Raw genomic sequence first — 23,772 nt, forward strand, 5'->3', positions numbered from 1 at the left:
TCACAACCAACTTTGAAAGCAGTTTTTCTACATCTTAAGTATGAGATTGGATGGGGAAATATGAAAGGACTGGAGGAGAACAAAAATACCGTGTTGTCTTTAATTTAGGGGTGGCCGGAAATTATAGGACATGAGTTCCGCTATTTGTGACAAATGGGACCATTTTCAAAAATATAGGACATAGGTTCCGCTATTTAGACGAAAAACAGTGATTTTCGCCTGATTTTCGGTAAATAACGGATCGTATGTCCTATCGTATACGCAAAACAACTGATTTTATGGAAATAACGGATTGTATGTCCTTTAGAGTTGATCAAACTGATTTTCCTAGTCTTCTAATCCTTTAGCAGCTATTTTTCATTAATTCGCCCGACTCTTAAATGAAAAATAGGACGTCAACAGCGAAATAGCCACTGCAATCGCTTCTTCATCCGGATTTAGTTTTTGATGGTGTAAGCCATAGGCGCTATTGACACCGAGCCAGAACATAAAGCCGGGCACTTCTTTTACTATATAGCCAAAGTCTTCACCAGTCATGGCTTCTTTACATTCAATAACCTCGACATGGTCTTTTGCAAAGTTCATGAATTCCTTCGTTAAGGTTTCATCATTATAAACCTGGTGATACATGCTTCCATAATCAATCACAGCCGAACAATCAAAACCTACCTCTATTCCTTTAACAATTGCTTCAATTCTCTGTTTCACTCTTACCATTGATTCTTCCGACAATGTCCGAATCGTGCCCTCTAGGCGTGCTTCCTCGGCAATGACATTTTGCACGAATCCGCCGGTAATTTTGCCAATTGTAATAACAGCACTATCTAATGGGTCAACATTACGGGAAATGACTGTCTGAAATTGAGAAACCAGCTGACTGGCTGCTACCACCATATCATTGGCATGGTGAGGATAAGCAGCATGCCCCCCTTTTCCCTTTAAATCAATAAATAATTCAGAGGTATTGGCAAATAAAAGCCCGGGCTTTGCAGCAATCGTTCCAACCGGGTATTCCGGTGCAATATGCAGAGCAACAATCTCATCGGGACGCCATTCTGCAAAAATTTGACTTTCTAACATTGGTTTCGCTCCGCCAGGTCCTTCTTCGGCAGGCTGAAACAAAAATACAACATCATCTTGAATTGGATTTGATACGAGAGCGGTTAATACTCCTAATCCAATCGCCATATGAAAGTCATGACCGCAGGCATGCATCATCCCCTTATGCTGAGAAAGAAAAGCAAGACCTGTCAGTTCTTCCATAGGGAGACCATCCATATCAGCCCGATAGCCATATGTTTTGTTAGGATTCATGCCTTTTACTTTAACAAAGATTCCGGTTTTCCATACCTTTATTTCTAATCGTTCAGTTGGAAGTTCATCCAAATAGTCCAGCAGGTATTTTTGTGTTTTATATTCTTCAAATCCTTTTTCAGGAATTTGGTGAAGATCTCGTCTAATCGCAATAAAACGCTCTAGATTTTGGTCCATATACGTCCCTTCCCCTATTTAAAAAATAGAAGAAGCGCGGAAATAATTCTCGCGCTGTCTTCCCTTCTTACAATTGACGTAATTCCTGCTTGATTTCGGTTTTTGCTTTTGTTTTTTCGTCAATTTTCTTAATAACTTTCGCTGGAGTACCAGCAACTACTGTATACGGAGGAACATCCTCAATGACAATTGCCCCTGCCGCCACTACAGCACCTTTTCCAACTGTGACTCCTTCTAACACAACCGCATTGGCACCAATTACTACATCATCTTCAACTACAACTGGCTTGGCAGAGGGCGGCTCAATTACTCCAGCCAGAACAGATCCTGCCCCGATATGACAATTCTTCCCGACGGTAGCTCTTCCGCCAAGTACAACGTTCATATCAATCATAGTGCCTTCGCCAATGACAGAGCCTATATTAATGCTGGCTCCCATCATTATAACGGCATTGTCGCCAATTTCAACCTGATCACGAATAATCGCACCCGGCTCAATCCGTGCCTTAATATTTTTTAAATCCAGCAATGGAATCGCGGAGTTACGACGATCGTTTTCAACCACATAGTCTTCAATTTTATCTTGATTTGACTGTATGGCTGCCTCAATTTCTGCCCATTCTCCAAAAACAACCCCAGTATTTCCATTTATAAAGCTTTTAGAAGACTCTCCGAAGCTGATTCCTTCTAAAGCACCTTTTACATATACTTTTACAGGTGTAGATTTCTTGCTATTTTGAATAAAAGATATAATTTCGTTTGCATCCATCATTTTCATTTATGTATTCCTCCTATTCTGTGCTATGGTCTACTTTATCAAAGAAAGATTGGCCAAACAACTATTTTAACATCTCGACAAAGGCTTGTACTTGTTTTAGCTCAAACGCTGAATCATATCCTAAAAGCCATGTATCTCTTCCTAAAGGATGGTTATTTTCATCAAGCAGAGGAATTTTTGCAATCTCCTCTGAGTGAGATTGCAAAGTAATCTCCGGTAAAATCGCGTAGCCAATCCCATTATAAGTCATTTGCTTACACGTCTCAATTTGATCAACAACAATCGTTCTTTTCGGAGTTGACTGAAATTGTCTGTGCCACCATTCCTGAATTTCCTGATAATAGTTCGAATCACTTTTAAACTGGATAAAAGGCCGATCTGTCTCGAGCACCTCGTCTACACTTTGAATTTCTTTGTCCACCAAATATAAATGATCCTTAAAGAGATGCATTTTCTTTCCTTTCCAGTCGGGTGTCCCTCTGATAATTCCAATATGTACTTCTCCATCGTAAACAGATTTTAATATTTCACTGCTCCAGCCTGTGATCAATGAAATTTTAACTTGGGGAAATTTTGTCACGAACCTTTTTAAGATTTGCGGTAGCCAGTTCTGTCCTACGATGGTTGCACAGGCAATTTTCAAAGTTCCAAATACCTTTGACTCTAGTAAGGAAAGCTCCTCACGTACCTTTTCTTCTTGTCTGATGACCATATTGGCATATTCAATGACTCTTTCCCCTGCTGGCGTTAACGTCAACCCTTTTTGCGACCTTATAAATAACTGCGCGCCCCAATCCTTTTCAATCGTTTGAAGGCGCTGAGATAAAGCCGGCTGAGAAACGAATAATTTTTCTGCTGCTTTTCTCATATTCATCTCTTGGGCCAGTACACTTAAAAGCTTACAATCTGAAAAATGCATATTCCTCTTCCTTCCCTTTAAAAACAACCGACATCAGTTAATAAAAAATGGCTCCATTTTGCCGGAGCCATTTGTCAGGTTTCGTTAATTAGCCGTATATTTTTCTGAAGCTGTTTTAGTAAGGCTCTTCTTGTAATAATACCTATAAAAAAACCATCTTGATCCTCGACGCATATAAAAGGATGATCAACTAACAAGGAGAGTGCTTTTTGAAAGTGGCCATTTGTATGAATACGAGGAATTTCTTTTTTCATGACATGTTCAACTTTCGACTGATCTAAGTGTTCAAATTGAATTCTTTCAATACCGGTAATGTGATCTAGTATGAGAGGGGTGCTGATAAGTCCATGTAATTTATAGGCTGCATCTAATACCGGAACTGCTGTGTAACCGGTTTTTGTTAAAACAAGTAAGGCATGTTCAAGGCTATTGCCAATCTGAACGTGAGCAACACGCTCCGCTGGTATTAATAACTGATCTAACGTATTCTTTGAAAATTCACTGCTATGAAGACTGATCATTTCGCATGACTCCCCACTTTTAATGTCTTCAACAAACAGTGTAACATAATCTTCGCTTTTTTTCTTCTCCAAACTCATCCCTTTTTATCACGTACATTGCAAAAATAAGGGCTGAGCAGTCAGATCCTAATCTATTTTTTCTCGAGCAGACGTTTTAGAGGTTAAGATAACAATAATCACCTCTTTCGATGTTTTTTCGAGAGGTGATCACTTATACGAATCAAAAAATTTTACGTGTTCAAGTTATAGATAACCGACGCTTATATGACTTAACAAAAGCGATGTATAATAAAGCGGAACAAAATAAACAGATGGAACAATGGCAGGGGCATGAACCGTAAGATAAATGCTTTCAAAGTTAAAGTTAGGAATATCTTTAACTTTATTCGTTAACGTTTCAATAATAGGTCTCATTTCATCAGGGGACAAAATTTTATGAACTTTCCATCCTTCGTCTGTTAATAGAAGCTCAACTCCACGGACCCCTTCCTGATACCGTACAGGGCCATCTCCATTTGCCGGAAAATCCTCATATATGTATCCTTTATCTCCAGTTAGCGTAAATTTTGTATTTTCTTCATATTTAAAAAAGGGAATATAATAAGGGGCAAAATCCGACCCATACGTTTGATACTTACCATCTGTATAGACTAAATTTGCTTCCAGAAAGGACTGCCTGAAATCTGAAGTAACATATGGACTTAAAATTGAAAATATCTCTTCAATTGTCCTGGGTTTTTCAGATAAAGAGACTTGAGCTTGAAATGTATTTTGTACAAGAGTGATTGCTTGTCCTTTGTTAAGCGATTCTTCTGCCTTTACTTCTAGGTTAATGATTATCATAAATAAGGCGATAATAAAAAGTCCTGTTATTTTCTTCATTTTGGATTGATCATCTCCCTAAAAGGTTGTATCCAAATTGTATCAATTGCCAAGGTGTGATTGATAAGTAATCGTTCGTGAAATCACGCTAATTTCTTACAAAAATTCCCCTTTCTGTTCTAAAGCTTCATTGGAAAATGTTGAAATATGTAGAGCTTTCCAATATAAAATCCCTCGCAGGTACAAGACGAGGGATTGATTTTATCTATAAAATTGAAAGGTAAAATAAAAAATGAAAAGCAAAACTAAGACGCCAAAAATAATATATGCTAAGAAAACAGGATTTCTCAAATAAGGATGATCCTGAACATCTTCATCGATTTTAGTGTCTATCTCTCCCCTAATAACTCTCTGTTGTTTAGCAGCGTAATACGTATAGACCAATGAAAAAATAGAAATGACTACTGCTCCTATTGTTAAGATCATCATAAAACTTGACATGTTTTCATTCCTCCTAAAAATGGGGAATCATTTGCGAACGTGTTTCAGCATTTCCCAGTGATTAAAACGGAATTATTTCTTTAAACTTACCTTTCCACCACAACGGTTTCATTACCCCGTTTAATTTTTGGCAGTTTAAAGTAAATTTTCCTCTTCAAAAAGGAATGAATAGGACAAGTCAATAAATAAAAAGAAACGATTGGTGATAGGGATAGAGAAGGTCCGGATCCATTCACCTGTTTCAATATCACTATACAGGTCGGACAATAACCCCTGTTTGGATCGGCTCATTTTAAATACATTCTCAAGAAAATAAGGTCTCCAGCTCCAATTTTTTTGAAGATACTCCTTTTGGTTGATCCACTGATCACCTTGTCTAAGTAAATTGGATGATAGCTGATAGCCATCATCATCACATACGTATAATCTAAAGGCACGATCCTTTAAAATTTTTGCGGCTTCTAAGATCAGCTCTTCAAATGCATGGTTATGCTTATATTTATCCAGCAGACCATTTAAATCCTCAAAAAGCATCGTTTCCAGGGCTTTTAATGCCTCGAGCTTTTTCTTCTCGAACGACATAAACCGGGATAATTCCTTTTTTAGCAGCTCTTTACTTTTATCTTTTTTTTCAAATACTGCTGAAGACTTCGCTAATAACGGTCCTTGATAATACCTTCCGCCATTCTTCCAGGCAAACATTAACTGATGTTCCATTTCAATCTTATCAAACATTAATGTAGCCCCGATTTTTCGGGCAAATGAACTTAGGGCATAGATCGTTTCATCAAAGCCAATCGTCCCAGATTGTGACTTTAAGGATGACAGATGGACCCGGATAAAATGAGGGGATAAAGGAGCTATCCGCTCTAGCCGCACACCGCTTGATTCAGCATTTTCAATCGCAATCCGAATGCCAAAGGTTTTGATGAATTGAACCGTGTGTTCAATTGATCCTTCAATCCCTTTTAAACTTTCCTCAGGCAATACAAAAATAATTTGTGACGGCAGAAACCCTGCTTCTTTTTTTGAAAGAATCGTTTTTATTATTGTTTCTTCTACATCATAGATGAGAATATTAGGATCCATTCGAAACGCTAAAAATCCGGCTTGCTGCGCTTGAATAAAATGATCCAATGCCCGATTGATTAAATGTGCATATGCCTCTAACCGGTATTCCTCTGGAATTTGCTGATCCATAAAAAAAGAATCCAGATCTCCATCTGTATGCTCTTCTCTAAATTTTCCCATCACTTCATAACCGACAATTTGCAGATCTTCAGCACTAAAAAAAGGTTCATAAAAAGGAAGTAAATGATTCATATTTGAAATGATGTCAAGTGGGTCAATATTCATCCGATGGATCACCCTTTTCTTCCAAATCTTATTCAACATGGATTCATTCGTCTCAGACCATTCTAAATATAAGCGGTATTAAGAGGGAGGTCTTACCTATATGAAGCGGCTGATCTTCTTATTCATGTTTTTCCCGCTTATTGGATGTCAGCAAACTGAATCCAATCATTATCAAGCTTCACCTTATAAAATAAATTATGAACCAAAAAAATTAGTCCAACAAGAAGAAGTTAAAAAAGAAATGATGGTGGATGTCCCATTAATCAAACAAAACCCAGAATTGAAATTCGGATGTGAAGTGACTAGTACAGCTATGTTACTCCAATATGCCGGGGTTCCTGTAAATAAAATGGAGCTATATAAGCAAGTTAAAAAAGACCCAGACCCGTTAGTTGAGAGAAACGGCAATATTATCAGCTGGGGTAATCCTGCAGACGGTTTTGTAGGAGATATGACAGGAAAAAAGAAGGGGTATGCTGTTTTTGATCAGCCTATTGAAGATCTCGTTAATCAATATTTAGACGGAAAAGCCATTAATTTTACGAACCAGCCCTTTTCCTCTTTATTAACACATGTAGGAAAAGGCTTTCCTATTGTAATTTGGACAACAGGAGATTATAAACTGCCAAATAGATGGGAATCTTGGGAACATCAAGGAAAAACGATTAAAACACCATTAGATCTTCATGTAGTTGTATTAGTCGGCTATGATCAAGAATATGTGTATCTGAATGACCCCCTTAGCGGAGTCAAACAAGCAAAAGTAGATAAAGAGCAATTTATTCAATCCTGGGATGCATTAGAAAAAAGAGCCGTCAGTTACCATGAGTAGCTGACGGCTTTATGATAGACCGTTTTCCTGATCTATTAACAATTGATTTAATTTCGTTAAGGATCTGACAATCGTTTTTTTTCGGTTATATCCTTTGGCAGTGACAACTGTATTGCCATAAACGGCAATTGCTTTGCCAAAATCGCCAGCTCTTTGGTAGCCATATATCCATACTTTAATAGTTCCATTAACATTAGGTAAGACAAGCACTTCCATTTTAGCTTGAGACTTCATTTTGGCTCCCCCTAAAGCTATTAAAATAGCAGTTATACAAACTGTAAAGGAAATTAGACCTTTTTGTCAAAGTTTTAGCAATCCCGATTTGTATTTTATAGACAGGATAATAATGACAATTTCCATTTTCTTTAGACTCTGATAGTATTTAGTGATATAGGAAGGACAGCTTTTAATCTATTATCGTCTTTCCAGCAGTTTTTTTGAAATAGATCCATAATAAAAGAATTTCAGGTTGGGATTATCATGAAGAAAAAGATTTCAAGAAGGAGCTTTTTAACACGAGGGTTTAAAACCATTGGCGCTTTTATTGCCTCCGTTTCTGGAGGTTATTATTATGCTAAACATTTGGAGCCTTTTTGGCTAGAAATAAATTCATATACGATTAAAAAACAAACGATTTCACCGGGGTTAGCCGGAATTAGAATTCTGCAATTCAGCGATACTCATCTGGGTTTCCACTATGACCTATCAGATCTTACCCTTATTGTAGATAAAATTAAGGTTTTAAAACCAGATATCATTGTGTTTACAGGGGATTTGATGGATGAGCCGCAAAACTATCCCTATCCAGATCAAATTATTCCCATTCTTCAATCATTATCTGCTCCTCTAGGGAAATATGCTGTGTATGGCAATCATGATCACGGTGGCTATGGAACAAACCTTTACGGCCAAATTATGAAGCTTTCTGGTTTTACGCTTTTACAAAATGAGGTAATCACAGTTGCCAGGAATTCAGACATATTTTATCTTGCTGGACTTGATGATGCCATGTTAGGCTCACCTGATTTTCAGGCAATTGCCAATAAAATGAGCGGCAATCCGTTTAAACTGCTTTTATCGCACGCACCTGACTTAGCTGATATCGCATCATCATTTGGGTTTGACTTTCAATTAAGCGGCCATAGTCACGGAGGTCAGGTACAAATTCCTTTCTTAGGTGCGTTAGTGAAACCACCGTTCGGGGAAAAATATTATGACGGATTTTATGAGATTAATCATGATCAGCCCCTTACTCTTTATGTCAATCGAGGATTAGGGACAACGAGACTCCCCTTTCGTTTTTTATCCCGCCCTGAAATCACAATGTTCACACTTGAAAGTGATTAAACATGAGCAATGGTTAGCCAGAAGCTTAACCATTGCTCTATTTTACTGGAAGTCCCCTGCCGGTTTTAACTGATTAATGTCCCAATCCAAAAAAAGATTATACTCAAAATGACTGTTCCTGCTGCATAGATAAAAAAGCAGAGTTTACTTCTCCTCCACAACATAAAAGCATCTGCACTATACGTTGAAAACGTTGTATAGGAACCAATGAGCCCCGTACCAATAATCAATAGAAATAATGGACTAGATGAATCAATAGCTTGACTGCAAAAGCCAAGCAGGAAAGAGCCAGTGATATTAACAAAGCATGTCCCCCAGAATCTGTTTGACCGCTTTCGCCATAAATGAATCACCCAATCTCTTATGACAGCACCTATAAACCCTCCTAAAAAAATGAGCAATAAAAGACTAGGAGACATAAGGACTGCTCCTTTTTCGCTTTTTTACCAGTCGGGCTGCTTTCTCTCCTGCTACAGCACCGGTTACTCCTAATCCGACAGATAACAAAATATAGAGACAAGCCACCCAAATATTTAAATTGAAAAGAACAGCTACTTCACTTGAAAAGGTAGACATGGTCGTAAATCCCCCGCAAAATCCAGTTACCAATAGGCCTTTAAGCAATTCCCGCTCAAGCCATAAATAAGTAAACAAAGTAATCAAAAAAGAACCACTGACATTAATCAGCAAAGTGGAATAGGGAAATACTGTTGAAGGATCTAGGAATATAAATCGTGTTAATGCTCCCACTCCACCGCCAAAGCCGACCACTATTGTTCGAACCAATTATAATATCCTCCTTTTGGGACGATAGCCCGTATTAATTTGGGACAGGCGCGACTTACCCCTTACTCCATACACTAAAGTAAGATTCTGACTTGAAAGAGAGGAGGTAGAATACATGCATTCTGTCTACAGTTATATGTATCCGCAGCTTAGTTATAATCCATTAACCCGAGGACAGCATGACACCCGTTTTTTTCCATTTTTCCCTTTTGTTTTAGGAGGGCTTGCCGGTTTGGCCGTTGCTCCATTTTTTTATCGTCCCTATTATCCGCCGTATCCTTATCCGCCATATCCTGCTCCTTACCCGGCGTATGGTCCTTACTACGGAGGTGTAGGAGGCTATCCCGTTCAGGAAACGATCAATATCTATTCTTAACGATCAATGATTATCCAAAAAGGAATCTATATAGGGTCCATCACCATTCACTGTTTTAAAAATGGGATGGCCTCTATTTATTATAAACTTAAGAAGGCAAATCTGCCTTTGCATTAAACAGGAATCTCTGTATAATAAAATTAGACTATATAATTATGATAGATAAAGACATGTTCAACTAGAAGAAAGGAGAATAAACGCTTGCAAAGGTCTACTGAGTCGAAACCGTTCACATTAACCCCTAATACGATTGCGAAGGCTATTTTTACTGTGAACCGACACGCTAAAACAGCTACTAATAATAAATATTTATACAAATTAAAACAAGAAGCCTTAGTCAAATTAATAAAAGAAGGAAAAGCTCAGAAAATTGGCCTGCATTTTTCAAATAATCCTAAATACAGCAGGCAGCAATCGGATGTCCTCGTTGAATGCAATGAATTTACTTTTCATATTCCTCCATCCAAAGAAGACTTTCAGACTTTACCTCATTTAGGTGAGTTAAATTCCTCTATAAGAAATCCTAAAGTTCATATGTCATTAAATACGGCTAAAAAGGTTCTCCAATCCTATACCGGCATTAAGGAAAACACAGCTGCAGCATCTCATAAAGCATCGAAAGGCTATCAAAAGCCTGTTTTTAAAAGACTAGGTGAGTCATATGGTCCTGTTTGGCGAAAAAAATAAACCGGAATGGACTTTATGTCTTTTCCGGTTTTGTTTTCCTTATCTAATACCCCTGTCAGATTGTATCACATTTAAAATTTCTTCCAAATCTAAAATATACAATAGTCCCTGATCTGTCTCGATTTCATATTGCATGTAAGAAGCTTGCGATATTCTAAAATCTTCCTTATTTACAATTTTAATTTCAGTTACCTCATCGACGTGAATAACGAAATGGTAATTGAGACATTGCAGGACGATCATTTTTTCTTGTTTTGCGTTAAAATGAGAGGTTTCGTCTATAACCTCCTCAAGATTTAAAACATTTAGCACGTCTCCCCGAACGGCGGCCATCCCTTTTATAAATGGATGTGCCAAAGGAATCGATGTAACGGGTGTACTATGAATTATTTCTTGAACGGCGTCAATTGTAACACCTAATATTTTTTTCCCGACTTTAAATTCAACAATTTCTATTGTTTTAACAGCATCACTTGTCAAAATCGATTGTGCCATTCTTTTCTTTCCTCCCCATTTATTACCTTTACTATATCACGAAATAGGAAGGATCTCATAGGGTTATTCACTATTTTGCGTTACATTAAAATAAAATTTGTCTTTATTTTTTTTATGCTTTAATTGAGTTTCTTTATTCATTTTTTGCTGTTTCCCCATCTCGCCATCAGATTCGTAACTCAGTTTAAAACTTTCTTCTTTTTCTTTGACCATATTTAAAAAAACAACTCCTTTTTATTAATCTATCATTTCCTTTTATAAAAGAATTATCCATGTTTTTAAATAGAGAATGTGTAAGTCTTATTTATAAAAAATATCTAAGGGATTAACCAAAACAATGACAACGCTGCTGAAATTAAGTAAAATGAATTAACAATAGATCCATATGGAAGGATGTTCATCATTGGAATCACTGTTAAATGAGAATGTAAAGAACATACAAATATCTGGAATCCGAAAGTTTTTTAATCTGGTGGCTGAATATGATCATGTCGTTTCGTTAACGATTGGGGTACCTGATTTTCCTACCCCTGATCATGTAAAAGAGGCAGCCATCCGTGCGATTCAGGAAAATATAACAACGTACACTCATAATGCAGGCCGAATAGATGTAAGAAAAGCAGCTTGTCACTTTGTTAAAGAGAAATATAAGCTTCAATATAATGAAAACGAAGTTATTGTTACAGTAGGTGCAAGTGAAGCAATTGATATAGCCTTGCGTACGATTTTAAGTAAAGGGGATGAGGTCATTTTACCAGGGCCTGTATATCCTGGCTATGAACCGCTGATCCAATTAAGCGGCGGTATCCCTATTTATGCAGACGTAAGGCAAAATGGCTTTAAACTTACAGCGGATATAGTTGAAAAATACATAACAGAACAAACAAAATGTATTATCCTGCCTTACCCTTCCAATCCAACAGGTGTTAGCTTGGAAGCGGATGAATTAACAGCAATTGCCTCATTAGTTAAAGAAAAAAATATTTTTGTAATTGCTGACGAGATTTACAGCGAGTTAACTTATGGACGCACCCATGTATCGATTGCACAATTTCTAAAAGAACAAACAATTCTTATCAACGGACTGTCTAAATCACACGCCATGACTGGCTGGAGAATTGGCCTTTTGTTTGGTCCGGAAAAAGTTGTCCAGAATATGTTAAAAGTCCATCAATATAATGTAAGCTGTGCAACCTCAATCTCCCAAATGGCAGCTCTCGAGGCTTTAACAAATGGGATAAACGATGCTCTGCCTATGAGAGAAGAATATCAGAATAGAAGAGACTATTGTTATCAGGAGTTAACGAAGATGGGGATTGATGTCGTATTGCCTGACGGAGCATTTTATTTTTTTGTTCCGATCCCTACAGGGGAGCCTTCATTCCAATTTGCGACTAACCTGCTTCGTGAACAACGAATTGCCGTTGTACCCGGTGATGCCTTTTCTTCCTTAGGCGAAGGCTATTTCCGAATGTCATACTCCTGTTCCATGCAACAGCTTGAAAAAGGTTTAAATGGTATTCGTGCCTATCTCGCTGGCTTTGGGAATAATTAAATTTCAAATTTAAAGGGAGCAGGTTTCTGTGCTCCCTTTTTTTATGACAATTCCCCATTTCTGCGTTCAGCTTCTCTTATCTTTTTAGCTTTTTCCCTGTGCAGCTTATTTGCCTCTGCACTGCCCATTTCCTTGCCAAATTCAGTATCACTGACAGCTGCATTAAATCCCTGTTTATTTTTTTGCCCTGGATCGTCTTTTTTATTTCGTTTGGCCATTTGCAAATCCCTCCTAACAACTAGTTTGCGGAGAGAATATTACGTTATACCTGCCAAAAAAGTGGTTCTTATTATTCACTCCAATATTTATATAAGGCTTGTGTGCCTTTGTCACTGTAGCCCTTTTGCGCTAACGACTGGTACATATCGCGCGCTAAAGATAGTCCTGGCAAGGCCAGTTCCATTCGTTTCGCTTCCTCAAGTGCAATTCCCATATCCTTAATAAAGTGTTTAATATAAAAACCCGGTTCAAAATTATTGGCTAATATTCTTGGCGCGAGATTTGATAATGACCAGCTTCCCGCTGCTCCACCAGATATACTTTTTAAGACTTGCTCAGGGTTTAGTCCTGCCTTTTGACCGTACACTATTGCTTCACACACCCCTATCATATTCGTGGCAATTGCAATTTGGTTGCACATTTTTGTATGCTGCCCGCTGCCTGCTTCCCCTTGATACACAATATTTTGTCCCATGGTTTGTAAGACTGGTAAGGCCTCGTCAAAAGCAGCTTTATCTCCGCCTGCCATGATAGAAAGGGTTCCTTCTTTTGCCCCAATATCCCCGCCAGTAACCGGCGCATCTAATGAGGTATGGTCAGAATCTTTGGCTGCTTGATAAATCCGCTCGGCAAGTTCTGGCTTTGATGTAGTCATATCAATAAAAATGGTTCCTGGTTGGGCATACCGAATCAGACCTTCTTCACCGAGGTAAACTTCTTCTACGTCATGCGGATATCCCACCATAGTGATTATAAGCTGACTTTGGTTCGCAACCTCCTTAGGAGAAGTACACCAGGCAGCTCCTTTTTCAATTAATGCTTCCGCTTTATTTTTTGATCTTGTATAAATAAATAGTTCCCCGTATTTGTTTAGCAAGCGCTTAGCCATACTTTGGCCCATAACTCCTAAACCAATAAATCCAATCCTTCTCATGGAATCCCTCTTTTCATAATTTTTCTGGTGATTTAATAAAAATTTTGCGAAAATATGATAAGACAACTTTATCTTATCATATCAGCCAGCCTGATCATTAGTTATGGAGGTGTTTTTTGATGGCATATAGGAAAGAACTTTTCGTATGGAATGGCAGCGAAAATAAAAAAGCTGTAATTAGAACATACGAGAAAAAGGATTTTGAAGGATTAATCGATGTACAGAGAGAGGCCTTTCCGCCACCTTTTCCTTCTGAGCTTTGGTGGGATCACGATCAATTGCATAACCATATTCATTTATTCCCTGATGGTGCACTTTGCGTAGAAATAGACGGCATTATTGTAGGTTCGATGACTGGACTTCTTACGGATTTTGATCCAAATGAACCTGATCATACGTGGTCTGAGGCAACAGATAATGGATATATTGCAAATCATAATCCAAACGGAAAAACACTGTATGTAGTTGATATATGTGTTCGCCCTTCCTACCGTAAATTTGGACTCGGGAAATGGCTCATGCATGCAATGTATGAAACGGTAATTCAATTAAATCTGGAACGTTTACTTGGGGGAGGTCGTCTTCCTTATTTTCACCGGTATGCTGATGCATTAACGATTGAAGAATATGTTGAAAAGGTGGTAGCAGGAGAAGTTTTCGATCCCGTCATATCCTTTTTGCTTCGGTGCGGAAGGATGCCGATTCATATCGTTAAAAACTATCTCGAAGACGAAGAGTCCCATAACTATGGATTATTAATGGAGTGGAAGAATCCATTTTATTCAGACCAAAGATAATAATAATCAACGCCAGCCGTACTGGAATTATCAGTTTTTTACGGACATCAGTTCCGCTATTTGTGTAAAAAAGGGCGATTTCTGAAGTTATAGGACATTGGTTCCGTTATTTTGCTAAATCACACAGATTTTTTGCTGATTTTCCTTAAATAACGGATTGTATGTCCTTTAGTAACATCAGAACCGGGGTTTTTGAGGAAATAACGGATCGTATGTCCGCTTTTATCATTCGTGGAGCAGCTACAGCTTTCTATCTGACATGAGGTTCCGTTATTATTGTGTCAAAACTGACGATTCCTGACATTATAGTGTGTCGGTCCGTTTTTTTGCATAAATTTGTTACTTTCCTAATGAAAAACAAAAGCCGGCTAAACAGCCGGCTTTTCAAAAAGGGGGGAATGAGAAAATATAAGCAACTTTATCCTTGTGTTTATTATTCTATCCCCCATTTGTTACAAAGGAAACCTTATTCCGATTACATTTTGATTACAAACTGATAACTCGCTCGATTTCTTGTTTTACCTCTTCATACGAGGACATTTGGATAACTTTATCAGCTAATTGCTTCATATCATCGACCGATAGTTTTTTGATTAGTGACCGCGCCTTCAGTATCGAAGTAGCACTCATAGAAAATTCATCTAATCCTAAACCAAGTAAGATGAGAATAGCCTTTTCGTCTCCAGCCATTTCGCCGCACATGCCTGCCCATTTACCATTTCCGTGAGCTGCATCAATCACCATTTTAATCAATCTAAGAATAGACGGATTGTACGGCTGATAGAGGTAGGATACTCTCTCATTCATTCGGTCTGCGGCCATTGTATACTGTATTAAATCATTAGTGCCAATGCTAAAGAAATCCACTTCTTTGGCAAACTGGTCAGCTAAGACTGCAGTGGATGGAATCTCAACCATAATACCCATTTCTATGTTGTCGGCTACTTCAATTCCCTCTTGGACCAGCTTCAATCTTTCATCTTCTAAGATGGACTTGGCTTGACGGAATTCATCAATCGTTGCAATCATTGGAAACATGATTTTCAAGTTCCCGTATGGGCTTGCTTTTAAGAGAGCCCTAAGCTGAGTCCGGAATATATCTTGCTCCTCTAAACAGAGCCGAATCGCTCTATAGCCAAGAAATGGGTTCATTTCTTTCGGGAGATTTAAATAAGGCAGCTCCTTATCCCCGCCAATATCTAAAGTCCGGACAACAACTGGCTTACCTTCCATTCCTTCTAAAACGGTCTTGTAAGCTTCGAATTGTTCATCCTCACTAGGAAGTTCATCCCGGCCCATATAGAGAAACTCAGTCCGATATAAACCGATTCCTTCTGCCCCATTCGCATGAGCACCTTTTAAATCTGCTGGCGTTCCAATATTCGCAGCCAGTTCGACATGATGCCCGTCTGCAGTCACGGTTTTCTCGTTAACGAGCTTGGCCCACTCTTGCTTTTGCTTATCATATGCTTCTTGATCGCGTTTATATTTTTCAATAACCTCAGGAGTCGGGTCTATGTAGACTTCTCCATTTAAACCATCAACAATGACAATGGTTCCATTCTCTACGGTTTTGGAAATTTCCTTCGTTCCGACAACAGCAGGAATTTCTAAGGAACGGGCCATAATCGCAGAGTGTGAGGTACGCCCGCCTATATCAGTAGCAAAGCCTTTTACAAATTGCTTATTTAACTGCGCCGTATCTGAAGGAGTTAAGTCTTCCGCAATCACAATTACTTCTTCTGCAATTAAACTTGGGGTAGGCAGGTTCACTCCAAGTAAGTGCGCCAGAATCCTTTTTGTTACATCTTTAATGTCACTGGCCCGCTCCCTCATATATTCATTTTCCATTTGTTCAAACATGGCAACAAACATAGAGGAAACTTCTTTTAGTGCAAATTCGGCATTAACCATTTCCGCCTCAATCTTTTCTCTTACTGGCCCCAGAAATTCCGGGTCATTGGCAACTAAAAGATGAGCTTCAAAAATAGCAGCTTTATCTGCACCTAATTTTTCAAGCGTATTGTTTTTAAGCGTTTCAAGCTCAGCGGTCGATTGCTCAATAGAACGTTGAAAACGTTCAATTTCTTCATGGGTGTCTTGGATGGTTTTCTTGGTAATATCCAAATTTGGTTCTACTAATCTGTATGCTTTCGCAATCGCAATACCGCTAGATGCTGCAATTCCTTTTAAAATATTTGGCATTATTCAGCTAGTCCCTCTTTTTTAAGAGTATCTTCAAGCGAATTAATCGCCTCTTGCTCGTCGTTTCCTTCAGCACTAATTGTGATGGCTGCACCTTTACCTACACCTAATGACATAACACCCATAATTGATTTTAAATTAACTTTTTTGCCTTTATACTCAAGTTGAATTTCGGAATCAAATTTACTTGCAGCTTGAACTAAAAGAGTAGCTGGTCTTGCGTGCAGACCTGTATCTGCTACAATTGTAAATGTTTTTTCTACCATATTTCATCATTCTCCTTTAAAAAGTGTCATCCCTTAAATTATACAACTTTTATACATTCGTCAACTAATGTCTTTTTTTGTTGATTGTGAACAATTTATGTATGTACATTCTTAAGTAGTATACGCTGTAAAGTACTATTCTATTTCAAGATTTTATATGCTTTTATGTAAAGGACAAAATCATGCAAATCATCGAATGAAATTTGCTTCATAATCGTCCTCCTCCATACTCATAAACAATAAAAAACCCGCACATTATATATGTGCGGACAGTTATGATTGATTATCTGGCAAATACGTGGTTTCCTATTGTGACCGTTACTGCTCTTAACCGAATCCATTGATTCGTTGTTTTATCAGGATTATAGAAGAAAAGAGAGCCATTTCCTTGTCCTCTAAAGGCTAATGCCTCTTTAACAGCCCGATAGGCTTCAGCATCAGCTTGCGCATTTATTTGTCCGTTTGCTACAGGTGAAAAGGCATAGTAGCCATTTGATTTTTCATAAATTACACCCTTTACTGTATCGGGAAAATCCTTGTGGTCAACACGGTTTAATACAACTGTGGCAACAGCCACTTTTCCGGCATAAGGTTCACCTTTTGCTTCCGCATGTACTAACCTTGCTAATAAATCTAACTCTGCACTTGTTATACTGGCTGGAAGGGTAATTCTTTGACCAGGATATATAAAATGAGATGTAATATTATTGATTTTCATAGTTTGTTTTAAAGATACACCGTATGTATTGCTAATTTTCCACAGTGTATCTCCCCTCTCAACAATATGAACATTACCCTGTGCGAATGCACTTGTATTAAATCCTAGCACTGTTATAGCTAATAGCAGTATGATTAAACGCAGCTTTTTCATGATGTTGTCTCCTCCCAGAATATTCTCACAATAATAGGCTATCAGTTTCATAGAGTTAGTTCATCAACTAATAATTGGCTAAATCACTATATTATTCCTAAAAAAATAATATGGTGAACCGTAAAAAGTCCTGATTTATCTCGATTCTTTAGTCCTATCATCAAATGTTTCAAGAAGAAGTCAAACTATTAAATTTTTATTACAGCTCCAAAAGATTGCTAGATTCCGATATATAGTAGTAGTTAGTTTTCTAGCTTCTCGGTTCAGGTGTAAAAGAATAGATAACACCGCCACCACGAAGAGCTACCCCTCTAAAATGTTTAAAGTCTTCCCTTTTTACTAATACTTCCCGAAACGACATGAAATCCTCTTTTTCTACTCTCAATTCATTTCTCAGTCCTGATTTTAATTCTTCAAGTAATATGTTTGCCTGTTGTTGATCCATATTTATCACCTTCCGCATTTCTAGTTTTTATTTTAAGAAAATTTCAGAAAAATCCCTTTACGTATGGTATAAAATCATGCAAAATATGGATAAGACTTCTTACCCACCTTTTAAAGGTGTCCATAGTTACAGTATAACTATACGTCTTGTTGTGTAAATACGATGGTCTATTGATATACAAGATAAAGGGAGAGATTTTGTTGAAAAAGGCTGAAGTAGGGAACCTAATTGAATTTCGCAACGGTTTAAGAGGGGTTGTAGAAAAAGTAAATGAAAACTCGGTAATTGTTGATTTAACCTATATGGATAACTACAGAGATTTAGAGTTGGAGCAAAAAACCGTGGTTAACCATAAAAACTATAAAGTTTTGAAAGATAGTCTCTAATGTGATATTTAAGGAGAGAGTAAAGTTCTCTCCTCTTTTTATAAGTATACGAGGATCTATAAAATAGACAATTACATACTTCTCTGGTGAAATAATAAATAACTCGGGGTATCCCGAGTTATTTTGGTGTGCCTTTTCCAAGCTCCTTAAATGATTTTACTTTTCCATGAGGGTTTTGCGATTGCTTTCGCACATTCCACATTCTTTCTTTTTCATTCTTTTGAAATGTCATATTTTTCTCCCTTCATCAAAATCCCCCTGCTGCCGCCAAAATTTATGGTACAATGGGATTTGTTTCGTTATTTTTGATTTATACGGAAGCTCCTCCACTATGTATCGTTTACATAAAAGAGAAAAACATTCAATAGATAGACAACCCTTTTGCCATTTTAGAAAGGATGATTGCCAATGCTGCTGGAAAGAAGGGAACAACTTAAACTATTTATCGGAGTCATTAGCGCACATTTTCTTTTAAATTTTACTTATAAAGATGAGGATGTTTTTTGGTATATGTTCACAGCAAGTTCCCTAGTCCTCATTAGTTACGCGATTGTAAATGGTCAAATTGAGGATAAGCTTTCACCAGCTTCTTTTTTGTTCTATGGAATCGTTTCGGGTTTGCTTCTGTTTGGAGCCTTCTACTTAGGCTACATTCTCCTAGAAGCTATCGGATCAGCTAGCGTCCGTGATGTGTCGAAGCTTTATCGGGATTTTGCTCCAAGCAATATCTGGCAATTTTTAGCACTCATTCTATTCGTGGTCCCAGGAGAAGAAATTTTTTGGAGAGGCTATGTCTTTTCAAAATTCAAGAAACACTCAAATCTGATGTATAGCATTATAGCCTCAAGTATACTCTATGCTTCCGTTCAAATTTATGCCGATGCGTGGATTCTTGTCATAGCAGCCATCGTCGCAGGTGTATTTTGGAATATCTTATACCATTGGAAAAAAAGTATGCCGCTAATAATTGTTTCTCACCTGACATTTGATCTTCTTCTTTTTTGGTATCTGCCTGTCTAATTACACCTTCTTGCCGTATAATTAACATATTTTACTAATTAATAGGTCGATACAATCAAAAGTAAGAAGAGGCATCCCTTTTTGAAGGATTTTGTTCTACAATAGAGAGAAAGATATTTTCAGCAGGAGGAACTTGCATGAAACATTTCCATTATTTTATCGCTGTCTTAACTTTAGCTTCAGTTATACTGTCTGCATGTGGGACAAGCACTGCTGCACCAGAAGGGGAAACCGTAAGCCCATCCAATGATTCAGTAAATGATAGTGCTGTACAAAACCCTGAAGAAACAGAAGCAGGTGAAGAAATAGTTACTAATCCTGAGGATGAAGCAAATTCTCAAACCATTACTTATACATTAGGCGGCAGCGAGATTTCCGAATCGGCTTCATTAGTCAGCAGTCCAGAACAGTCTTTCGCTATATATACCTTGCCTGACTTTACATTAGTATCGGAAGAACCAGGAAAAGATGTTTTATATCTAAATGAGGATTCTTCTATTTTTATGAGAATCGAATTAATTGATGAATCCGTTAATTTAGAGCAGTTAATTCAAACCACAACAGACCAGCTCGCCGTTGTTTCAAATGTTGTCAGTCAAGATGAAACAAGTGAAAATGTCGAACTACCTGATGCGATAAAACTTGAAGCCAGTAACGAAGAACAAATTGTAACATCTTATATTAAAAAGGGAGAATTCCGTTGGAAGATAACGATGTTTACAACAGCTTCCATGGATTACAGAGATGCTTTCCTGCAAATGGCCAAAACGATTACTCCAATCGAGTAAAGATAACTAGGAAAACCAGATGGTTTTCCTAGTTTTTTTATTCTTTATCAGGACGCACCCACAATAAGATTAAAAAAGCGAGACCTATATAGCCAAAAATCGGATACAAAATAGATAACAGCGTTCCATATTCGATAATACTAATAAAATAGGTAATGATGAAGATAGTCAAAATAATGATGGTACTATGTATCGGAACATACTGCCTAATCTGCCTTTCAAGCCCAAAGGTATTTCCTATTACGGAAGTAAAGATTTCACCATAAATGATTAAGATAAAAATCCAATACAGTCCTGCTGCTAATGATTTCATCATAACAGCCATTGGAATTTCATACAGAGTGACATGATCAAGCATGACAAGGGTAAAATGGCTTGACAGTAAAATTAGCGTTAAAAGGATCCCACCTAATCTTCCCCCCCACTTTACCACATTTTCATCTTTTAATTCAAAGGCAACCGGGACTAAAACAGCTTGAGCGAGAGAAAGATTAAAAGCCGTATATGTAAAAGGAGCTAAAACTGCTTTCCAACCGTCACTTTGCGGAGGAATCCACATAACATGATCGACAAATTGGGGCAGTCTCAATGATAAAATCATTAATAAAAAGCTAAACCCAATCATCATTGGAACAACAAAGGTGTTCACTGCAAATAATCCTTTCGTTCCCACTGTTAATACGAGGATCGAAAGAACGATTGTACCGAATATACCTGCTTCCTTTGGGATATGTAACTGTTCTTCAAAAACGGCACCCGCCCCCGAAAGCATCACAGCATTTACACCCAGCAATATAAAAAGCATTAAACCATTAATGCCTGTTCCAAAAAAGCGTCCAAATAATACAATGTTTAACTCCTGATAAGAGCGGCTTTTTGTTTCAATTGCTACTAACATTAGTTTGGTCCCCATCGTGATAAACAGGTATCCGGCAAAGATCATTCCTAAAAGTCCAATAAATCCAAATCGGGTAAAAAACTCTACTATTTCTTTCCCAGTCGCAAACCCTGCCCCGACGATTGTTCCTACATATACGGCGGCTAGTTGTAAAGCCTGACTCCATTTACCAGTCATCAACTCACCTTCTTCCATTACATATATATGTCAACTTGTCCGACCCTACCACAAGAAAAGAAGCAAAAAACTTGAAAGTCAAAAAAGGTCAAAGTATAATATAGTCAAAGATAGTCAAAGTCAAAACAAAGAAAGAGGAGGATGTACTATGCTTTGTCAACAATGTCATAAACGTCAGGCAACAATTCATCTTCGCTATCAATTGAACAATCAAATAAACGAAACTCATATTTGCCAAGAGTGTTATCAAGATGTTGTTAACTATGCTGGTCTTAATGGGAATAACACCCCGTATGATCATCAATTCCCTTTTGGATCTTGGAATAAATCAATACAAAAAGAAAATAAACAAAAAGATTCATTCCTTGAAAATCATGCCAAAAACTTATCGACTCTTGCTAAAACCGGAAGAGTAGATCCAGTTATCGGCAGGGATGATGAGTTGGAGCAGGTTATTGAAATTTTAAATAGAAGAAATAAGAACAATCCTGTCTTAATTGGAGAACCTGGCGTTGGGAAAACAGCCATTGCAGAAGGATTAGCATTAAAAGTTGCAGAAGGCAGTGTCCCTGAAAAACTATTGAATAAAACCGTATACGTGTTAGACGTAGCTTCACTTGTCGCCAACACAGGAATCCGCGGCCAATTTGAGGAGAAAATGAAAAAGCTTATCGAAGAAGTTCAAAGTGATCCAAGCATTATCTTATTTATTGATGAACTTCATTTATTGGTTGGTGCAGGATCAGCAGAAGGCTCTATGGATGCCGGAAACATTCTTAAGCCCGCATTAGCACGGGGCGAGCTGCAATTAATTGGTGCAACCACCTTAAAAGAATACCGAAAAATTGAAAAGGATGCCGCTTTGGAAAGAAGATTTCAGCCTGTTACCGTAAAAGAACCGACACTTGAAGCGGCTGCCAAAATTTTGTCAGGTCTAAAGGATCGTTACGAGGATTTCCATCAGGTCACCTATACAGATGAAGCAATCAAAGCCTGTGTCGAACTTTCACATCGATATATTCAAGACCGCTTCCTGCCTGACAAAGCGATTGATTTATTAGATCAGGCTGGTTCAAAAGTGCAGCTCGACGCAAATAAAGGCTCAAGTTCAGAAATTAAAAAACAGTTGGCCATTCTCCAAGAGAAAAAAGAACAAGCTTTAAAACTTGAACATTATGAAGAAGCGGCCAAGCTAAGAGATCAGGAAAATAACCTGCTAAAGCAGCTAAATGAAGTAAGTGAATCCAGTGAAAAACCTGTTGTTTCGGTTGATGTGATTCATCAACTAATTGAAAAGAAAACAGGCATTCCTGTCGGAAAATTAGAGAATGAAGAAAATTTGAAGCTTAAAAACCTTGAGAATGCTATGAAGCAAAAGGTAATAGGTCAAAATCAGGCAATTGAAAAAGTAGCAAGAGCGGTTAAGCGCAGTCGTGCCGGTCTTAAAGCAAAGTCAAGACCGATTGGATCCTTCCTATTTGTTGGTCCTACCGGTGTTGGTAAAACGGAACTTGCCAAGACACTTGCCTATGAACTATTTGGCACAAAAGATGCATTGATTCGCCTCGATATGAGTGAGTACATGGAAAAACACAGTATTTCTAAAATTATTGGGTCACCACCGGGCTATGTTGGACATGAAGACGCGGGACAATTAACTGAAAAAATCCGCCGGAACCCATATAGTATTATTCTCTTAGACGAAATTGAAAAAGCTCACCCAGATGTGCAGCATCTGTTTCTGCAAATCTTAGAGGATGGCCGTTTAACAGATAGTCACGGAACTACAGTAAGCTTTAAAGACACAGTGATTATTATGACATCGAATGCTGGTGTATCAGAAGCAAAGAAAGCTCCTGTAGGTTTTAATCAGTCCGATGTTGAAGAGGAAACAAGTATTTTAGAAAGACTTGGAGGCTTCTTTAAGCCTGAGTTCCTAAACCGATTTGACAGCATTATTGAGTTCAACAGCCTTGAGGAACCAGAGCTAATCCAAATCGTAGAACTGCTTCTACAAGAATTAGCAAATACCCTCCAAGCTGAACATCAGATTGAGCTTGATGTAACAGAAGAAGCGAAAAAATTGATCGCAAAACATGGCTATCACCCTCAATTTGGTGCAAGACCATTACGACGAGTGATTCAAGAAAAAATAGAAGATCCAATTGCTGATCTTCTTTTAGAAAGTTCATCCATCAGCAAGATTGTTGTCGAAGTGACAGACAGTGAACTTTCCATTCAATCAATCTAGTAAGATAGACAAAGAGACCTAAGCAATGCTTAGGTCTCTTTGTTTCTAT

General features: G+C 37.8%; 30 protein-coding genes. 10 read left to right on the top strand and 20 right to left on the bottom strand.

Annotation, left to right across the window (positions count from 1 at the left end):
- Window positions 1-360: 360 nt before the first annotated feature.
- From CRO56_RS16140 to CRO56_RS16170, 7 genes are all read right to left on the bottom strand, one after another.
- On the bottom strand, window positions 361-1,491 hold the full coding sequence (locus CRO56_RS16140; RefSeq protein WP_097159666.1) for an N-acetyldiaminopimelate deacetylase: 1,131 nt from the start codon (window positions 1,489-1,491) through the stop codon (window positions 361-363).
- A gap of 67 nt (window positions 1,492-1,558) precedes the next feature.
- Window positions 1,559-2,269, bottom strand: a complete 711-nt coding sequence (gene dapD, locus CRO56_RS16145) for a 2,3,4,5-tetrahydropyridine-2,6-dicarboxylate N-acetyltransferase (protein ID WP_097159667.1) — start codon at window positions 2,267-2,269, stop codon at window positions 1,559-1,561.
- 61 nt (window positions 2,270-2,330) lie between these two features.
- Complete coding sequence (locus CRO56_RS16150) at window positions 2,331-3,188, bottom strand: transcriptional regulator CcpC (protein WP_097159668.1); 858 nt, start codon at window positions 3,186-3,188, stop codon at window positions 2,331-2,333.
- 74 nt (window positions 3,189-3,262) lie between these two features.
- The gene (gene cbpB / locus CRO56_RS16155; protein ID WP_097159851.1) at window positions 3,263-3,709 is read right to left on the bottom strand and encodes a cyclic-di-AMP-binding protein CbpB; all 447 of its coding nucleotides are present in this window, start codon (window positions 3,707-3,709) and stop codon (window positions 3,263-3,265) included.
- A 243-nt stretch (window positions 3,710-3,952) separates the two neighbouring features.
- A complete protein-coding gene (locus CRO56_RS16160) occupies window positions 3,953-4,591 on the bottom strand; it encodes a DUF3993 domain-containing protein (RefSeq protein WP_097159669.1) in 639 nt (212 codons plus the stop codon).
- 201 nt (window positions 4,592-4,792) lie between these two features.
- Window positions 4,793-5,032 (bottom strand): hypothetical protein, encoded by a 240-nt coding sequence (locus CRO56_RS16165; protein ID WP_097159670.1) that lies wholly within the window; start codon window positions 5,030-5,032, stop codon window positions 4,793-4,795.
- Between the two features lie 135 nt (window positions 5,033-5,167).
- The gene (locus CRO56_RS16170; protein ID WP_179714304.1) at window positions 5,168-6,388 is read right to left on the bottom strand and encodes an EAL domain-containing protein; all 1,221 of its coding nucleotides are present in this window, start codon (window positions 6,386-6,388) and stop codon (window positions 5,168-5,170) included.
- A 100-nt stretch (window positions 6,389-6,488) separates the two neighbouring features.
- Between CRO56_RS16170 and CRO56_RS16175 the strand changes: the two genes are divergently transcribed.
- The gene (locus CRO56_RS16175; RefSeq protein ID WP_097159672.1) at window positions 6,489-7,220 is read left to right on the top strand and encodes a C39 family peptidase; all 732 of its coding nucleotides are present in this window, start codon (window positions 6,489-6,491) and stop codon (window positions 7,218-7,220) included.
- Window positions 7,221-7,229: 9 nt separating this feature from the next.
- Here CRO56_RS16175 and CRO56_RS16180 read toward each other — a convergent pair whose 3' ends face one another.
- Window positions 7,230-7,454 (bottom strand): hypothetical protein, encoded by a 225-nt coding sequence (locus tag CRO56_RS16180; protein ID WP_097159673.1) that lies wholly within the window; start codon window positions 7,452-7,454, stop codon window positions 7,230-7,232.
- 246 nt (window positions 7,455-7,700) lie between these two features.
- Here CRO56_RS16180 and CRO56_RS16185 point away from each other — a divergent pair, with 246 nt between their 5' ends.
- The gene (locus CRO56_RS16185) at window positions 7,701-8,567 is read left to right on the top strand and encodes a metallophosphoesterase (protein ID WP_097159674.1); all 867 of its coding nucleotides are present in this window, start codon (window positions 7,701-7,703) and stop codon (window positions 8,565-8,567) included.
- 65 nt (window positions 8,568-8,632) lie between these two features.
- Here CRO56_RS16185 and CRO56_RS16190 read toward each other — a convergent pair whose 3' ends face one another.
- Complete coding sequence (locus CRO56_RS16190; protein ID WP_097159675.1) at window positions 8,633-8,986, bottom strand: fluoride efflux transporter FluC; 354 nt, start codon at window positions 8,984-8,986, stop codon at window positions 8,633-8,635.
- Window positions 8,976-9,353, bottom strand: a complete 378-nt coding sequence (locus tag CRO56_RS16195; RefSeq protein ID WP_097159676.1) for a fluoride efflux transporter FluC — start codon at window positions 9,351-9,353, stop codon at window positions 8,976-8,978. Before CRO56_RS16195 ends, CRO56_RS16190 begins: the two co-directional genes overlap by 11 nt.
- 115 nt (window positions 9,354-9,468) lie before the next feature.
- Here CRO56_RS16195 and CRO56_RS16200 point away from each other — a divergent pair, with 115 nt between their 5' ends.
- Both CRO56_RS16200 and CRO56_RS16205 read left to right on the top strand, forming a co-directional pair.
- Window positions 9,469-9,729 (top strand): hypothetical protein, encoded by a 261-nt coding sequence (locus CRO56_RS16200; RefSeq protein ID WP_179714305.1) that lies wholly within the window; start codon window positions 9,469-9,471, stop codon window positions 9,727-9,729.
- A gap of 201 nt (window positions 9,730-9,930) precedes the next feature.
- The gene (locus CRO56_RS16205; protein ID WP_097159677.1) at window positions 9,931-10,416 is read left to right on the top strand and encodes a YkyB family protein; all 486 of its coding nucleotides are present in this window, start codon (window positions 9,931-9,933) and stop codon (window positions 10,414-10,416) included.
- 39 nt (window positions 10,417-10,455) lie between these two features.
- Here the strand turns inward: CRO56_RS16205 and CRO56_RS16210 are convergent, their stop codons facing one another.
- Window positions 10,456-10,911, bottom strand: a complete 456-nt coding sequence (locus CRO56_RS16210; RefSeq protein ID WP_097159678.1) for a chemotaxis protein CheW — start codon at window positions 10,909-10,911, stop codon at window positions 10,456-10,458.
- A 63-nt stretch (window positions 10,912-10,974) separates the two neighbouring features.
- Window positions 10,975-11,124 (bottom strand): hypothetical protein, encoded by a 150-nt coding sequence (locus CRO56_RS22940; RefSeq protein WP_179714306.1) that lies wholly within the window; start codon window positions 11,122-11,124, stop codon window positions 10,975-10,977.
- 190 nt (window positions 11,125-11,314) lie between these two features.
- Between CRO56_RS22940 and CRO56_RS16215 the strand changes: the two genes are divergently transcribed.
- A complete protein-coding gene (locus CRO56_RS16215) occupies window positions 11,315-12,466 on the top strand; it encodes an aminotransferase A (RefSeq protein ID WP_097159679.1) in 1,152 nt (383 codons plus the stop codon).
- Between the two features lie 41 nt (window positions 12,467-12,507).
- On the opposite strand, the gene CRO56_RS22945 is transcribed toward CRO56_RS16215, so the two are convergent.
- Both CRO56_RS22945 and CRO56_RS16220 read right to left on the bottom strand, forming a co-directional pair.
- On the bottom strand, window positions 12,508-12,684 hold the full coding sequence (locus CRO56_RS22945) for a hypothetical protein (protein WP_179714307.1): 177 nt from the start codon (window positions 12,682-12,684) through the stop codon (window positions 12,508-12,510).
- A 71-nt stretch (window positions 12,685-12,755) separates the two neighbouring features.
- Window positions 12,756-13,619, bottom strand: a complete 864-nt coding sequence (locus CRO56_RS16220; RefSeq protein WP_097159680.1) for an NAD(P)-dependent oxidoreductase — start codon at window positions 13,617-13,619, stop codon at window positions 12,756-12,758.
- 119 nt (window positions 13,620-13,738) lie between these two features.
- Between CRO56_RS16220 and CRO56_RS16225 the strand changes: the two genes are divergently transcribed.
- Window positions 13,739-14,416 carry a GNAT family N-acetyltransferase gene (locus tag CRO56_RS16225; RefSeq protein WP_097159681.1) on the top strand — a complete coding sequence of 226 codons (678 nt, stop codon included), beginning with the start codon at window positions 13,739-13,741 and terminating at the stop codon, window positions 14,414-14,416.
- A 486-nt stretch (window positions 14,417-14,902) separates the two neighbouring features.
- Here CRO56_RS16225 and ptsP read toward each other — a convergent pair whose 3' ends face one another.
- The 4 genes from ptsP to CRO56_RS16245 form a co-directional block, all read right to left on the bottom strand.
- Window positions 14,903-16,621 carry a phosphoenolpyruvate--protein phosphotransferase gene (ptsP, locus tag CRO56_RS16230; protein ID WP_097159682.1) on the bottom strand — a complete coding sequence of 573 codons (1,719 nt, stop codon included), beginning with the start codon at window positions 16,619-16,621 and terminating at the stop codon, window positions 14,903-14,905.
- Complete coding sequence (locus tag CRO56_RS16235) at window positions 16,621-16,887, bottom strand: phosphocarrier protein HPr (protein WP_097159683.1); 267 nt, start codon at window positions 16,885-16,887, stop codon at window positions 16,621-16,623. The genes ptsP and CRO56_RS16235 overlap by 1 nt, the downstream gene beginning before the upstream one ends.
- 283 nt (window positions 16,888-17,170) lie before the next feature.
- On the bottom strand, window positions 17,171-17,758 hold the full coding sequence (locus CRO56_RS16240; protein WP_097159684.1) for a cell wall hydrolase: 588 nt from the start codon (window positions 17,756-17,758) through the stop codon (window positions 17,171-17,173).
- A gap of 250 nt (window positions 17,759-18,008) precedes the next feature.
- On the bottom strand, window positions 18,009-18,203 hold the full coding sequence (locus CRO56_RS16245; protein WP_097159685.1) for a hypothetical protein: 195 nt from the start codon (window positions 18,201-18,203) through the stop codon (window positions 18,009-18,011).
- A 200-nt stretch (window positions 18,204-18,403) separates the two neighbouring features.
- On the opposite strand from CRO56_RS16245, the gene CRO56_RS16250 reads away from it, so the two are divergent.
- Window positions 18,404-18,589, top strand: coding sequence for a YkvS family protein (locus CRO56_RS16250; protein WP_097159686.1), 186 nt, complete (start codon window positions 18,404-18,406; stop codon window positions 18,587-18,589).
- A gap of 118 nt (window positions 18,590-18,707) precedes the next feature.
- Here CRO56_RS16250 and CRO56_RS23260 read toward each other — a convergent pair whose 3' ends face one another.
- The gene (locus tag CRO56_RS23260) at window positions 18,708-18,821 is read right to left on the bottom strand and encodes a DUF6254 family protein (protein ID WP_245855935.1); all 114 of its coding nucleotides are present in this window, start codon (window positions 18,819-18,821) and stop codon (window positions 18,708-18,710) included.
- A 176-nt stretch (window positions 18,822-18,997) separates the two neighbouring features.
- Here CRO56_RS23260 and CRO56_RS16255 point away from each other — a divergent pair, with 176 nt between their 5' ends.
- Entirely contained in the window at window positions 18,998-19,609 is a 612-nt protein-coding gene (locus tag CRO56_RS16255) for a CPBP family intramembrane glutamic endopeptidase (RefSeq protein ID WP_097159687.1), read from the top strand.
- Between the two features lie 137 nt (window positions 19,610-19,746).
- A complete protein-coding gene (locus tag CRO56_RS16260) occupies window positions 19,747-20,397 on the top strand; it encodes a hypothetical protein (protein ID WP_097159688.1) in 651 nt (216 codons plus the stop codon).
- Between the two features lie 37 nt (window positions 20,398-20,434).
- Here the strand turns inward: CRO56_RS16260 and CRO56_RS16265 are convergent, their stop codons facing one another.
- Window positions 20,435-21,472 (bottom strand): YkvI family membrane protein, encoded by a 1,038-nt coding sequence (locus tag CRO56_RS16265; RefSeq protein ID WP_097159689.1) that lies wholly within the window; start codon window positions 21,470-21,472, stop codon window positions 20,435-20,437.
- Window positions 21,473-21,620: 148 nt separating this feature from the next.
- Here CRO56_RS16265 and CRO56_RS16270 point away from each other — a divergent pair, with 148 nt between their 5' ends.
- Window positions 21,621-23,723, top strand: a complete 2,103-nt coding sequence (locus CRO56_RS16270) for an ATP-dependent Clp protease ATP-binding subunit (protein ID WP_097159690.1) — start codon at window positions 21,621-21,623, stop codon at window positions 23,721-23,723.
- The last annotated feature ends 49 nt before the right edge of the window (window positions 23,724-23,772 follow it).

Origin of the sequence: Bacillus oleivorans (assembly GCF_900207585.1) — a bacterium.
Lineage (GTDB): Bacteria > Bacillota > Bacilli > Bacillales > JC228 > Bacillus_BF > Bacillus_BF oleivorans.